Source organism: Marinomonas phycocola (genome assembly GCF_047525455.1).
Classification (GTDB): domain Bacteria; phylum Pseudomonadota; class Gammaproteobacteria; order Pseudomonadales; family Marinomonadaceae; genus Marinomonas.
Window position 1 is genome coordinate 1 of the sequence record NZ_JBLIXL010000021.1, and the last position, 13,995, is coordinate 13,995.

General features: G+C 40.6%; 15 protein-coding genes and 9 tRNA genes. 8 read left to right on the top strand and 16 right to left on the bottom strand.

The annotated features are described in order from the left end of the window. Positions 1-363: 363 nt before the first annotated feature. The 7 genes from ACMUMJ_RS13470 to dinB form a co-directional block, all read right to left on the bottom strand. Complete coding sequence (locus tag ACMUMJ_RS13470; protein ID WP_414679377.1) at positions 364-651, bottom strand: nitroreductase family protein; 288 nt, start codon at positions 649-651, stop codon at positions 364-366. A 363-nt stretch (positions 652-1,014) separates the two neighbouring features. Beyond that, positions 1,015-1,836, bottom strand: coding sequence for a mechanosensitive ion channel family protein (locus ACMUMJ_RS13475; protein ID WP_414679378.1), 822 nt, complete (start codon positions 1,834-1,836; stop codon positions 1,015-1,017). Positions 1,837-1,872: 36 nt separating this feature from the next. Continuing rightward, on the bottom strand, positions 1,873-2,238 hold the full coding sequence (locus ACMUMJ_RS13480) for a hypothetical protein (RefSeq protein ID WP_414679379.1): 366 nt from the start codon (positions 2,236-2,238) through the stop codon (positions 1,873-1,875). Between the two features lie 4 nt (positions 2,239-2,242). Next, positions 2,243-2,701, bottom strand: coding sequence for a DUF2489 domain-containing protein (locus tag ACMUMJ_RS13485; RefSeq protein ID WP_414679380.1), 459 nt, complete (start codon positions 2,699-2,701; stop codon positions 2,243-2,245). 137 nt (positions 2,702-2,838) lie between these two features. Continuing rightward, on the bottom strand, positions 2,839-2,964 hold the full coding sequence (gene ccoM / locus ACMUMJ_RS13490) for a cytochrome c oxidase subunit CcoM (protein ID WP_414679381.1): 126 nt from the start codon (positions 2,962-2,964) through the stop codon (positions 2,839-2,841). A gap of 181 nt (positions 2,965-3,145) precedes the next feature. Then, on the bottom strand, positions 3,146-3,814 hold the full coding sequence (locus ACMUMJ_RS13495; RefSeq protein WP_414679382.1) for an alpha/beta hydrolase: 669 nt from the start codon (positions 3,812-3,814) through the stop codon (positions 3,146-3,148). Between the two features lie 42 nt (positions 3,815-3,856). Continuing rightward, positions 3,857-4,918: a DNA polymerase IV gene (gene dinB, locus ACMUMJ_RS13500; RefSeq protein WP_414679383.1), complete on the bottom strand. Its 1,062-nt coding sequence runs from the start codon at positions 4,916-4,918 to the stop codon at positions 3,857-3,859. Positions 4,919-5,388: 470 nt separating this feature from the next. On the opposite strand from dinB, the gene ACMUMJ_RS13505 reads away from it, so the two are divergent. From ACMUMJ_RS13505 to ACMUMJ_RS13530, 6 genes are all read left to right on the top strand, one after another. Further along, positions 5,389-6,012, top strand: coding sequence for an LPP20 family lipoprotein (locus ACMUMJ_RS13505; protein ID WP_414679384.1), 624 nt, complete (start codon positions 5,389-5,391; stop codon positions 6,010-6,012). Continuing rightward, complete coding sequence (locus tag ACMUMJ_RS13510; protein ID WP_414679385.1) at positions 6,012-7,223, top strand: flagellar assembly protein T N-terminal domain-containing protein; 1,212 nt, start codon at positions 6,012-6,014, stop codon at positions 7,221-7,223. Before ACMUMJ_RS13505 ends, ACMUMJ_RS13510 begins: the two co-directional genes overlap by 1 nt. A gap of 47 nt (positions 7,224-7,270) precedes the next feature. Beyond that, entirely contained in the window at positions 7,271-7,501 is a 231-nt protein-coding gene (gene zapB, locus ACMUMJ_RS13515) for a cell division protein ZapB (protein ID WP_414679386.1), read from the top strand. Further along, entirely contained in the window at positions 7,498-7,962 is a 465-nt protein-coding gene (locus tag ACMUMJ_RS13520; protein WP_414679387.1) for a hypothetical protein, read from the top strand. Before zapB ends, ACMUMJ_RS13520 begins: the two co-directional genes overlap by 4 nt. Positions 7,963-8,111: 149 nt before the next feature. Then, a complete protein-coding gene (locus ACMUMJ_RS13525; protein WP_414679388.1) occupies positions 8,112-9,128 on the top strand; it encodes a ProQ/FINO family protein in 1,017 nt (338 codons plus the stop codon). A gap of 68 nt (positions 9,129-9,196) precedes the next feature. Next, positions 9,197-9,280 (top strand) — tRNA-Tyr (locus ACMUMJ_RS13530). A gap of 327 nt (positions 9,281-9,607) precedes the next feature. Here the strand turns inward: ACMUMJ_RS13530 and ACMUMJ_RS13535 are convergent. The 9 genes from ACMUMJ_RS13535 to ACMUMJ_RS13575 form a co-directional block, all read right to left on the bottom strand. After that, positions 9,608-9,683 (bottom strand) — tRNA-Lys (locus ACMUMJ_RS13535). A 25-nt stretch (positions 9,684-9,708) separates the two neighbouring features. Beyond that, positions 9,709-9,785: transfer RNA gene (locus tag ACMUMJ_RS13540), tRNA-Pro, on the bottom strand. 16 nt (positions 9,786-9,801) lie between these two features. After that, positions 9,802-9,877: transfer RNA gene (locus tag ACMUMJ_RS13545), tRNA-Asn, on the bottom strand. 38 nt (positions 9,878-9,915) lie between these two features. Further along, positions 9,916-9,991 (bottom strand) — tRNA-Lys (locus ACMUMJ_RS13550). Positions 9,992-10,012: 21 nt separating this feature from the next. After that, a tRNA-His gene (locus tag ACMUMJ_RS13555) sits at positions 10,013-10,088 on the bottom strand. A 23-nt stretch (positions 10,089-10,111) separates the two neighbouring features. Further along, positions 10,112-10,188, bottom strand: a tRNA-Pro gene (locus ACMUMJ_RS13560). 2 nt (positions 10,189-10,190) lie between these two features. Next, positions 10,191-10,266 (bottom strand) — tRNA-Asn (locus tag ACMUMJ_RS13565). A gap of 39 nt (positions 10,267-10,305) precedes the next feature. Further along, positions 10,306-10,396: transfer RNA gene (locus tag ACMUMJ_RS13570), tRNA-Ser, on the bottom strand. 53 nt (positions 10,397-10,449) lie between these two features. Beyond that, positions 10,450-11,535, bottom strand: a complete 1,086-nt coding sequence (locus tag ACMUMJ_RS13575; RefSeq protein WP_414679389.1) for a polysaccharide deacetylase family protein — start codon at positions 11,533-11,535, stop codon at positions 10,450-10,452. Positions 11,536-11,736: 201 nt separating this feature from the next. Between ACMUMJ_RS13575 and kbl the strand changes: the two genes are divergently transcribed. Beyond that, positions 11,737-12,942 (top strand): glycine C-acetyltransferase, encoded by a 1,206-nt coding sequence (kbl, locus tag ACMUMJ_RS13580; RefSeq protein WP_414679390.1) that lies wholly within the window; start codon positions 11,737-11,739, stop codon positions 12,940-12,942. Further along, positions 12,943-13,968, top strand: coding sequence for an L-threonine 3-dehydrogenase, zinc-binding type (tdh, locus tag ACMUMJ_RS13585; RefSeq protein ID WP_414679391.1), 1,026 nt, complete (start codon positions 12,943-12,945; stop codon positions 13,966-13,968). The last annotated feature ends 27 nt before the right edge of the window (positions 13,969-13,995 follow it).

Consider the following 13,995-nt stretch of genomic DNA (forward strand, 5'->3'; position numbering starts at 1 on the left):
GATGAGACGAATAAACAATCGTCCAAGGAAGTGTTTAGGGTTCAAGCAACCAGCCGTAATTTTTAAAAACATGTGCTTAGTTGCTTGAAGTGAAAAGTGTCGCACTTCGGACTTGAATTCAGGCTTAAGGAAGGTGCGAATAAGTCTACTAAGACTCAGTCTTTCAGAAAAACCGTCAAATAAGGCACGATTCTGCAGGAATGTTAATACCTTTCAAAGAGTCGTAACGAAATGTGGCGTTTTCTCTGAAAGACCCGCAGGGCATGGTCTAAAAGCCAGTCTCCAAAGAGTACTGACTTTTTATGCATCATTTCTTATGAGCCACTCTACTGTATTTTTCAATAACAGCTTGATTCTCTGCTATTAAATAACAGTAATCACATCGCTTGCTGGCAAACGAGATTTTGGTAAACCGTGGTTATAGTCTTCGCCCTCTTTGTGGTAACCCATTGCAAGCGCTACATCACAAACATAACCATCCAATTCGTCTTTAAAAAGCTCGCCTATAAGTTCTGCATCAACGCCCTCCATCGGAGTGCAATCAATGCCTAAACGCGCAACAGTATGCAATGCATTGCCTAGAGCAATATACAATTGTGCTTTTGTCCAATGACCATTGAAACCCGTTTCGTCCGTGTTCATTTGAGACACTTTTTTCTCCGAACATGCATTCAGTTAATGTAACTGGGCGAATTTACTAATAAGACTCACCTTTAAGCTTAGTGAGACTATTGGTCTGGTGTTGATTTAAGACGCATTCTACGCTTCGGAGATAGAAAATTCGATATGCAAATTCAACATAGAGTGTTGGCATGAAATCACCAATTCTACTTTTACCTTTTATTAGATGCAGATTGAAATACTTCCTTTTCCCGTTTTATTCACTTATCTATCGGCCTTCAATAAGAAAGATAAGCAACAAAAAAAACGCCTCGATAACAAGAGTCACCGAGGCGTTTTTAAAGATCACTTTTCAATGCCTATTTAGCTAAACATTGTCTTTAAGAAAGGAAATTATTCCGTTTCTTTGTGAAGGTGAACATCCATTTGTGGATAAGGGATACCAACGCCTTGCTCATCAAATGTGTATTTGATTTTTTCTAGTACATCCGCCCTTACTGTCCAGTAGTCCGCAGCATCAACCCAAGGACGAAGTACAAAATTTACCGAGTTATCCGCCAATTCCGAAACCGCAATAGTACACTCTGGTTCTTTCAGGATACGAGTATCGGCGTCTACAATTTCCTTCATGATCTTTTTAGCCAACTTAATGTCTGCATCATAGCTAATACCAATAACCAAATCGATACGACGCGTTTTTTCTTTAGAAAAATTAACAATGGCGCCGTTTGTTATCGCTGAGTTAGGGATAATAACCACGCGGTTATCCAGTGTTTTTAAGTACGTTGAAAACAACTCAATACGATCAACTATACCAGTTTGACCCGCTGCATCAATAAAATCACCAGCCTTAAAAGGGCGGAACAAGATAATTAATACGCCAGAAGCAAAGTTAGACAGTGAGCCTTGCAATGCAAGACCAACCGCTAAACCAGCCGCACCAAGAATCGCAATAAAAGATGTCGTTTCTACGCCAACATGACCCAATGCCATCAAAATAACACCAGCAAACATCAATGCGTACAAAATGCTGGATGCAAAACCTGCTACCGCTTTGTCAACATTGGATTTAAGCATTCTGCCTTCAATAAACTTGGCGATCTTAGCCGCAACCATTTTACCCACAATAAAGATTACCGCTGCAATTGCAACGTTTAACATCATTCCCATTATCCATGGTGCCATACCCGCACCTTGATCAATCACGTCATTCATATTTTTAGTCTCAACTATTCAATCATATTAAAAGGGCTATATTTCAAAATCCGTCTTAAATTTCCATTCATCCAGCAGTGCGCGTAACACTTTTTTGCCTTCGTTGGAGAATAATACACAAGCTTGAGAATTAACCAAATGACTTCCTGTTACATATTGTTCATCAATATCAACACACATTTGTCTCAGCTCGTCCAAATGCTCAGAATGAGTGACTGTCATACCAATAAAGAAATGCCAATCGGAGATGGGCAAATCACCTGCAATGGCATGTTCTAAAAGGCGTAGGCAATAGTTTTTATTGACACGATAGTATGGGATCTGTTGATTGTATTTTATATAAAACAACAAAAGCCCCACAAAAACGAGGAAACAGGCGGCGATCGAAATGACAAGATTCATTTGATTAAATTAATGGATATTCAAGTAAGGCTTTCTTGCCCACTTTCAGCGCGTCAAGGTGCGTTGCTTCCGTCTGTTGCATTTGAGCACGAAATTTTTTCCTTGCTGAAGCGGGTAATTCGTTCCAATTGTCATGCGTTGGGATATGCTCCGTCTCTGCATACACTTTATAGAACACACCAATTTCTTCATGCTTCGAGAGATCAATGCTTAGTTGATCCAATAATACTTTGATACGAATGGAAGCTTCCATCCATCCTAACTCTTCCGAGCCAACCACTTTCAGCAAGACTTGAATGCTTTCAACAATATGAGAACGGCCTTTAATAAAACGTTCTTCTGCTTCTTCTAATGATTGCTTTCGTTCGTGGCTTTTCCTCAACAAACGCAGGATAAGCAATACCAACGCCGCAATAGCCAATACTCCAGTCGTTAACCCCAGAAAAAATACACTTAATGACATACGGTAAACCCATACAGTTAAACAATAAACTAATTAAAAACACATTCGTCTAAATTCTAACACTATGCAGACCTTCCATTACAGTGAATCTCTTGGTATTTCCAAGATCGAACTAGCCCTAACGGCCTAAAACGTCATCAGTGTTTCTTAGTCCCTTTATTATTTTTCATGGCCTTATACGCTATATATCCAAAGCCACTCAAGAATGCACACATCAAACCAACTGTCATGACACCAGCAAGAACTACATTATCAAAAAACATAATTAAACCCCTCGTTTGTTATGCTTTTACTCTAGTCCTTACACCCATTTCTCTATTGATACAGATCAACCATCAATCTACCAAAACAACATAACCCTATGATTCATTGATCTGTATCAGTCGAAATAAGAAAGTCTTTGCTTTTTAAACTGTCACGAAATTCGATTTCTATTATTCTTACTTATCGAACAAGCAATGCTTTTAGCCAATTAGAAATGTCTGAAATTTGTTCAGGACAAACCGAATGCGGCATACTGTAATTCTTCAAGGTCACAGGGTACGATTTACTCAATAAAGTCTCGCGAGCTAAGTCGCCTAACGAAGGAGGAACAACGGGATCCATGGTTCCATGATGGATAAGAATTGGCGTCTCACCATTAATGCTGTCTTTTGCCTCAACAACCGAATCACCTTCTACCAAGTAAGTAGACAAAGCCATAATACCGGCTATTTTCTCTTTGATATTCAAACCTAACTGATACGCAATGACACCACCTTGGGAGAACCCTGCTAGTACGATACGCTCACTCGGAATACCCAAAGCAATCTGTGCATCGACGAGTTCATTAATTTGAGAGCAAGACTCTTTTATGTTTTCCATATCTACTTTGCGCTCTATAGACATTTCCAAAATGTCGTACCATGCACGCATTTCCATCCCCCCATTAATCGTCACAGGTCGAATGGGTGAATGCGGAAAAATAAAACGAACGCCTAGTTCATCCGGCAATGCTAAACTTTCAACAATCGGTTGAAAATCGTGTCCGTCCGCCCCTAGACCATGTAGCCAAATAACCGCACTGTCTACTGAGGGAGACGTTTCTACAACAACACATTCTAACAATGGCATTCTTTAATCCTCTATTTTAAAAATGAACCCACTCAACACGTATTACTCGTCTAACGGTAACTGCATTTGCATGGCATTATCCGATTTTAACCGATATCCCAGCCCAAGTAAGCGCACAGGTCGAGATTGACGAGCAATGGCTTCACTCATTAGCATTCTAAAGAAAGTGTCTTCTTCACCAGGTTGATAGGTTTTTTCCACCGTCGTTTGTTGAAAATTATCAAATTTCACTTTCACATAAAATTTACTCGGGTGTAAGGCTTCTTTTTTATTCGACATGCGGCGTGTCAGTTCTTCCATCAATATGGGAATTTGCAATAAGCATTCCCCCATTGTCTGCAAATCTTTATCGTATGTATGCTCCACCGAAAGGCTTTTACGAATTCGATTGACTTGCACTTCACGTTCATCAATCCCTAAAGCCAACTGAGACAAACGATAGGCAAAGCTACCAAACTGCTTTAATAACACCGTAAAGTCGACTTGTTGTAAATCCAGACAGGTTTCAATGTTTAGCTTATGCAGCTTTTCCTGGCCTACTTTACCAAGCCCCCAAATGTTTTTAATTGGAATGGTTTTAACAAATTCACTTTGCGATTCTGGCGTCACAACAAATTGACCATTTGGTTTATTCCAATCGCTGGCAACTTTGGCTAAAAACTTATTACTGGCAATGCCCGCAGACACTGTAATTCCTGTTATTTGAAAGATTTTTTGTCGAATGTCTTCTGCCATTAAGGTTGCACTGCCTCTACACAGCGTCACGTCAGTCACGTCAAGATACGCTTCATCTAAAGAAAGAGGTTCGATCCGATCCGTAAATTCATTAAAAACAGATCGCATTTGTTGTGACACTTCACGATATTTCTGCATGTTTCCGGGGATAATGGTTAACTGAGGGCAAAGTCGAACAGCATGGGCCGAAGACATCGCTGAGCGAACACCGTATTTACGGGCGTTATAATTCGCTGTTGAAATCACGCCTCTTGACGCAGACGGACCTCCGATAGCCAAAGGAACAGCACGCAATTCTGGACGATCACGCATTTCTACCGCAGCAAAGAAACAATCCGCGTCAATATGAATAATTTTTCTCTGGGACATAACTTAAATAAAAGCAATTAAGAATACTGAAAATACCACAAATACTGTATATAAAAACAGCTGTATTCATCATTTCCGCATAAATTCATTTCTTCATTGGCGTTATTTTCATCTAATTTTCCTTACAAACAAATTATCCTTTAAGATATGCAAGAAAAAGCCGTAAACTAATTACCTAAGGCGATCATCAGGATATGGGTAATATGAATTATACAGCACTGTCCATTCTTACATCATTTACCGTGATGCTATCAGGGTGCAACTATACTTATCATAAAACGTCGAGCGAAGAAGAAATAATTAAGCCTTCAAACCCAATGAATACCGTAATCACTGAAGAAGAACCAAAAAATCAATCTCAACAGCCCACTCCTCGTAAGATTATTATTTACAGGGTTCATTAATAAAGATCACTAAAACACCACAAATATAACGTGGTGCGATTTAAGAAAGAATTAGGAGACATTGCAATGCGTTTTTTCAAACCTGTGTACCTTTTATGTTTCGCCAGCGTGTTGTTAACAGCATGTAATGCACTGCAAAATGCAAACAACTGTACCAACATCGCCCCTTGCAATAACAACACTGTCAGTAATTCATTATTGGATAACAATAGCAGCAGTAACAACGGCAGCCCTTTCGAAATTATCGATGTGATTCCTAGAGAGCCCATCATTATCAATGCAACGGGTTACTCAGCACCGATTAGCAATAAAAAGTTCTCCAAGTCTCAAGCCAAACTACTCTCACTGCGCGGATCAAAGTTAGACGCCTACCGTAATTTGTCTGAACGTGTTTATGGTTTAAAAATCAATGGATCATCTACTCTAAGTAATATGATGACTCAGAACGACGAGCTCAGAACATACGTAGATGCATACCTTGTTGGTGCAAAAGTGGTTTCCCAACGAGAATTGGATGATGGCAGTTTTGAAACCGTCGTAGAAATGGCGCTACAAGAAAACTTTCGTCAATGCGCAGGTACACCAGAAAGCATAAAATCCAATCCGGCTTGCCAAATTCGTCCATCCTATCGTAGTGCTGATACCAGTAAAGCACAAAGTCAAACTAACAACTTTTATTCTGTAGAATAATGAACAGTTTTTTTAAGCGCCTCTCGCTCAGTACACTCAGCATCGCCTTACTAAGCGGTTATCCTTTAAATGCGGCCAGTATAGAATCGTCTGGTCGAGCCATCATTTATAACAATGATATTGAAGACGCTCGTTATCGAGCAACAGAACAAGCGATCAAACAAGCCGTTTTACAGTCTAGTGCAACCTTAATTGCAAATGACAAACTTGATAATGGCCAACTGGATTCCTCCATTCACCTGCAATCCGCAGGGTTCGCTGAATCAACAAAGATCTTGTCTGAAATCATTGACGATAACATTCTAAAAATACGCATTTCCACCGAAATCACCGATGAAATGCAATGCCGAAATGGCGCAACAAATCTTTATAAAAAATCCGTTGGGATCACAGGATTCGCCTTACAGTCACCTCAACACGCCAATGTCGGTGCGCTGCACAATATCCCACGGGCACTCCCTAAAAGCTTAACAAATGAAATCAACAAACAGGGCTATTTACATGCCCTAGCCGCCACAGAAATACTCATTTACCCAGACCTCATTAACGCGCCAACCTCAAGAAATGTTGATGGCTCTCTCACTGATGTCGCTAAAATTGGTGAAGAGTTGGGCGTTCAGTACGTGGTCAGCGGTGTCATACGCGACATCGATGAACTGAATCCTAGAAACCCAAATCAAGATACGCCATTGAACTCACTTTTAAGATGGGCTAATAAAGAAACCAACGAACGCAATATCATGCTTGATATTTATATTTATGATGGTTTCAGTGGTGCACTATTATTTGAACAAAGCTATCAAGAGTCTGGCGTTTGGACATTAAAACGTAATAAAAAAGTGGGATTCGGGTCGAACGCTTTTTGGAAAACAAATTATGGAAACGTTGTAAAACAAGTTTTGTGGCAGGCCTCTCTTGATGCCAGCGAGAAATTACGTTGCCAACCTTTTGTCGCCAATATTTTTCGTACTGAAGGCAATAAAGTCCATTTAAATGCGGGTACATTGTCTGGCATTAAAAAAGGCGATCAATTCAGCGTCTACCGTCGATATGAAATTTTTGATCAATTACAAAATGCCCAAACTCAGCTTAATAATGCCAATATAAATGTTACGATTACCCAAGTTCAGCCTAATTTTGCCATTGGTGAACTGGCTGTAGATGCAAGAATACTAAATGTACAACAACAAGATGTTGTTATCGCTTGGTAAATCACTACAATCAACTAAATACTTTTCTTAAAAGGACACAATACAAGATGAACAACGAATTATTACATCACCTAGAACAACGCATTAACCAAGCCGTTGAAGAAATTAATACGCTAAGAGGCAAGCTTTCTGATTTAGAAGTGAAAAACTACGAACTTAGTGAAGAAAAGTCCGAACTAGAAGCGAAGCTATCACAGAACTCAGAACAGCAAACAAGCTGGGAGGATTCATTAAACGGCATGCTTTCTCTTCTTGATCAATTAGATAAACATCAATGAAATATGCCATCGCCGCTGCGTTGATGCTAAACACATTCAGTGCCAATGCAGCTGGCACTTTGTCTACGTTACTTAACTATGATCATATTTTTAGTAAACCTTCTACCGCAACCAGTAATACGGATTCTATTATTTCTGGTTCAATGGAATACTCTTTCCCAAGAAGCTTAGCTTTTTATGGAGGCGCCTCTTTCTTTCTAAGAGATAGCTTTGAAAGCACAATCCATGTTGGCGCTAGATTTTACAGTATGAACCCAATAGCCAACGTAGGTAATGTCCCTGTCTGGAGCTTTATTGGTTTAGGAAATTACTTTGTTACTGAGAATGCATACTATCCTGAAGTCGGTTTTCGAGTCGGTATCAATCAGCAATCTCGCGTTGACATAACATTAAAAGTGCTCAATAGCAGTGACACCGCTTATGACAACCACGCGGCTTTGGGTTTTGGGTTTTCGTTCTAGTTCAGATCGCATACAGCGTTTTCTGCTTAGCATTTTACTTTAACAATAAAGAGGTATAAAAAGACCTCTTTTCTTTTACTGCTCGATATTTTAGCTATATCAGATACCATTTATCTGAATAGCTTACGAAGCGATTAGGTTTTGTTTTTATGGATCAACTTATTCAGAGACTTCAAGAAAAAATTGCGATTCTGATACACGAATTGGATGAGGCCCGTGCGCAAATAGCTACACTCAAGCAAACGGATCCAGATACAAATTTTTCAGCATTCCCATATTCAGAAACCCAATCGCCATACGATTTATTAAGTCAAATTAGCGACTTAAAACCCAACGACAAGCTACAGCTTTATATTGAAGACTCTCTAGATATAGACTCTTCTGATACTTTAAACGCGACAAATTCCGCTGGTAGCACTCAAAATACGACTAACGTTAATCCATCTGAAACTGACGAACAATCAACACAAACTCCATTTACTGAAAACGCATTTGCTATTGAGAATCAAGTGATATTAGAAGATCTATCCCCTGCTGAACCAACAGTCATTGAAACAACACCTGCTGAATCCACGCCTGTAGAATCAGTAATAGATACGCCATCAGCAGAGACACAAAAAGTAGAACCGCACTTAACCCCTCCAGAAAGCACCACCCCAGAAACAGAACAGGCAACCACCGCTCAGCCACGCCCTAAAAAACGCAATAAGAACAAACAAAATAATCTTAAACTGATTCAGCTTTTAGAAAAAAAATACCCTAAAGCGTTCAACTGGAGCAACCCTTCGCCTCTTAAGATCGGCATAGATAAAGAAATGCAAATTGATGAAGAGTTGACAGAGAGTAAATTAAAACGCGCTCTAGCCGCTTACACACGCTCTGACAGATACAAAAAGAGCCTTGCTAAGCAAAAAATCCGTATTGATCTAAACGGCAACCCAGTTCTTCCAAAGAAAATAACGAACAGACCAACAGACACCAAGCCATCTAACAATAAATATCAGAAACAACCTAAAGCGCAATTCAAGGAAAAAGAAGTTAAGGAAAAAGAAACAAAAGCAGAAGCGCCTCAGCATAGCGGGCTTTCAGATGAAGCTCAGCATAGCGGGCTTTCAGATGAAGAAAGAATGCAGAAAAAATTGGCTCTTTTATTAACAAAAAAATAAAAGGAAATTATTTCCAAAAAGCTATTTACAAAGTATAGCGGCGTAGATACTATATGCCGCGCTGCTGTGGAGGGGTTCCCGAGTGGCCAAAGGGAGCAGACTGTAAATCTGCCACGAAAGTTTCGGTGGTTCGAATCCACCTCCCTCCACCATCTCAGCACATTCAGATACAAATCATACCGCTACATCATTATTGCCTTCACTCAAAACACCCTCAAATCAAACAGTCTTTTATATGCACAGCATTACCTAAAAGCACAAATCATCCCAAAAACACAATTAGAAGCCAAATACTCACACACCGTCATTCAGTGCATCAACATCAAACAAGAAAAGCTAAAGCAAGCGATAAGCGATAAGCGATAAGCGATAAGCGATAAGCGATAAGCGATAAGCGATAAGCGATAACTTTAAACGCAATACCTAAACCAGAAAGAACTATAAGAGTTTTTTACAAAAGAAAGAAGAGAGATGAGAAGTGGTGGGCCGTACTGGATTCGAACCAGTGACCAATTGATTAAAAGTCAACTGCTCTACCAACTGAGCTAACGGCCCGCTCATAGCTTAATAATAAGAACAATGGTCGGAGTAGAGAGATTCGAACTCCCGACATCCTGCTCCCAAAGCAGGCGCGCTACCAGACTGCGCTATACTCCGGAATAACTCTTTTGAATGGCTCCTCGAACTGGACTCGAACCAGTGACCCAATGATTAACAGTCATTTGCTCTACCAACTGAGCTATCGAGGAACAGAGTATTTCCAAAAGATTTGTACGATGAAGAATAGTGGTGGGTCGTACTGGATTCGAACCAGTGACCAATTGATTAAAAGTCAACTGCTCTACCAACTGAGCTAACGACCCAACAATAGTATTCATCAGCAATGGGGTGGACGATGGGGCTTGAACCCACGACCGCCGGAATCACAATCCGGAGCTCTACCAACTGAGCTACGCCCACCATTACTAGATAGTAAAAATTAGTGGTCGGAGTAGAGAGATTCGAACTCCCGACATCCTGCTCCCAAAGCAGGCGCGCTACCAGACTGCGCTATACTCCGATTGGCTCCTCGAACTGGACTCGAACCAGTGACCCAATGATTAACAGTCATTTGCTCTACCAACTGAGCTATCGAGGAATTACTAATTTTTTTGCTGCAACACACTTTAAGTTAAAGTGGCGGAGGAGGAGAGATTCGAACTCTCGGTAGGCTATTAACCTACGCCAGTTTTCAAGACTGGTGCATTAAACCGCTCTGCCACCCCTCCGTTGCGAGCGAGGTGTATATTACTGATTTGAAATTTCAGTGCAACCACTTTTTTCATTTTTCTGAGTTTTTTTCGCTTTTTTCTTCAACATAGCCTTCTTCTGCCCTTGGTTTCACCCAAACGTTCGAAAACCAGTGAAAATTGGCTGTTTTATAGTCAGGCATAGTGCAATTTATTCTACCTCTACCATAAGAAAAAGGCTTTGCCGCTGTTACCTCCACTCTACGCTTATCTAGCCAATTTAACTGAGCTTTACCCTGCCCTGATACATAGCAGGTTAAATCACGTAATCTATAGCGACCTTCTTTAAAGGTCAGCACCATAGAAACCGCAGAGTCGCCCGCAAAATCCCCCTCCTTTTCGATATCTTTCAAAGGCATAGGTAAAGATGACAGCTTTGTTTTTAATGTAGAGACTGCTGCATATGCACCTGAAGCTGGAAAGCGAGGCAAGTTCGTAAAGTCTGAATCGATGTTCACAACACCTGATTGTTGACCAAAACCGACGATGCCTTTTTCTTTCAAAAAGCTTCGTATATAGCTGTTGGATTCACCGTAAGGATACGCCAACATCTGAGGCGAGCCACCTAGCTTCTGAATTAATAAATCTTCAACCTGCATGACCTCTTGTTTTATCCTATCAAACCAGACATCAAACGTTTCTTCTGCTTGTTTACGCATCATATAGGGATGGCTGATGGTGTGGTTTGCAAACACGCCTCCATATTGTTTCATCTCCCTCATATGATCCCATGTAAGAAAATTAGGATTTTTTCTAACAATAGGGTCGGTATTAATAAAGACAGTAAAAGGAAACTGTTTCTCTTTTAACCGTGGGTAGCCATTTATATAAATATTCTTATAAGCATCATCAAACGTAATCGCGACCGCTTTATCAGGCAGGCCCTTCCCTGCTTTTAACTTATCCAACCCTGATGCTAAATCAACAACCTGAAAGCCTGAGTCACTTAAATAGTCCAGATGCTCTTGAAATTGCTCAGGTGTCACGGATGTCGTAAAAGGTAACGAATCCCCCACATGATGATATTGTAAAATAGGCAAGTGATGCTGTTCTGCAAAAGCATGCACGCTAGATAACATAGCGCCCCCCAACCCGATACACAGTTTCAATTTTGTCATTTCAGTCTCATTCATTTTGTTGACCGTTAATATATCACCAAAAATCCATGATTTGAGTGTTGAATAGCACAAATAATCAGCTAAAACTGCATTGATGTAATCTCAACTGTTATGCTCAAATTAACTTGTCACTGCATCTTTTTCGTTTTTAATTTGTCTTCTAGACTTTAGAAACACTCACAAATAAAGCAGGAACAACCTATGAGCAAAGCAGCCTTTTTAAATAACCTTCAACATCAATTGGTTGAACTAAAAGAACAAGGATTGTTTAAAGAAGAGCGCATGTTATGGTCTCCACAAGCCACACAAGTAACTGGCAACAACAACCAACCTCTTATTAACTTATGCGCTAATAATTATTTAGGATTAGCCAGCGATAAAGATATCGTCTCTCATGCAAAAAATGCATTAGACGAGTATGGATACGGTATGGCGTCAGTGCGTTTTATCTGCGGCACTCAAACTATTCACTCTCAGCTAGAGCAAGAGATTAGTAAATTTTTGGTCATGGAAGATACGATTCTGTATTCTTCTTGTTTCGATGCCAATACAGGTTTGTTTGAAACATTATTATCAGACAAAGATGCTATCATCAGCGATTCACTTAATCATGCGAGTATTATTGATGGCGTTAGACTGTGTAAAGCAAAACGCTTTCGCTATAACAACAATGACATGCAAGATTTGGAGTTACAACTTCAAAAAGCCATGGAAGTTGGCGCTCAGACAAAACTGATTGTCACTGATGGTGTTTTTTCCATGGACGGTATCATCGCGAATTTAAAAGCAGTTTGTGATCTAGCCGACAAATACGACGCTCTTGTCATGGTCGATGATTCTCATGCCGTAGGCTTTTTAGGTAAAAACGGCCGAGGCAGTCATGAATATTGTGATGTTATTGGCCGTGTCGACATTATTACAGGCACACTTGGAAAAGCGCTTGGTGGTGCATCAGGCGGTTACACCAGTGCATCCAAGCCTATTATCGAGTGGCTAAGACAACGCTCGCGCCCTTATTTGTTTTCCAATTCTTTGGCTCCTGTCATTGTTTCTACGACATTGCACATACTAAAAGACATTCAATCCAATCATCAAGCACGTCAGTCTATAAAAGAAAACAGCCAATACTTCCGTGAAAAAATGACACAGTTAGGGTTCGATCTTGTTCCAGGTGATCACGCCATCATCCCCGTTATGCTAGGGGATGCAAAAGTCTCGCAAATCATGGCGACCAGACTCTTTGAAAAAGGCGTTTATGTCACTGGGTTTTATTACCCCGTTGTTCCTTTAGGGAAAGCTCGTATACGTACTCAGATATCGGCTACACTGACTCAGGAGCAACTGGATTATGCCATTGAAGCCTTTGCCACAGTAGGCAAAGAGCTTAACATTATTGGGGATCAGTAAATGAAAACACTGGCAAAAGTGCAAGATGCTCCAGGGATATGGATGACGGATTCTGAAGTACCAAAGTACGGACACAATGACGTTTTAATCAAAATACGCAAGACCGCTATTTGCGGCACAGATATGCACATTTACCATTGGGATGATTGGGCTAAAAAAACCATTCCCGTTCCAATGACAGTTGGCCATGAGTTTATTGGCGAAATTACGGCTATTGGCCCTGAAGTAATCGGCTTTCAAATTGGAGACCGCGTTTCTGGAGAAGGTCACATTACCTGTGGCCACTGCCGAAATTGTCGTGCAGGACGCCGTCACTTATGTGGTAAAACCATCGGTGTTGGCGTCAATAGAACAGGAGCATTCGCTGAATACCTTGTTATACCAGCCGTTAATGCATTCAAAATACCAGACAGCATTCCTGATGATATTGCGTCTATTTTTGACCCATTTGGTAACGCCGCTCACACTGCGCTTTCGTTTGACCTTGTTGGTGAAGATGTCTTAATCACTGGGGCAGGGCCAATCGGTGCAATGGCCGCTGCAATTTGTCGCCATGTTGGCGCACGTAATGTGGTTGTGACAGATGTAAATGACTTCCGATTGGAGCTTGCAAAATTAATGGGAGCCACCCAAATCATTAATGTTGCAAGAGAGGACATATCGGATGTTATGGCTGAAATGGGCATGAGAGAAGGCTTTGACGTTGGTCTAGAAATGTCAGGCAATGGCCAAGCGCTTAACACCATGCTCAGTAAAATGAACCATGGAGGCAAAATTGCCATGCTTGGCATTCCCAGCGAAGGAACCACCATCGATTGGAATCAAGTCATCTTCAAAGGCCTACATATCAAAGGCATCTATGGCAGAGAAATGTTTGAGACTTGGTACAAGATGGTCGCCATGCTTCAATCTGGCTTAGACATCAGCAAAATAGTAACTCATCACTATAAAATTGATGATTTTCAAGAAGCATTTGAAACGATGGCATCTGGTCAGTCTGGTAAGGTTATATTAGACTGGACATAAGCTTCCCGCTTGACCACTATTTTTCGA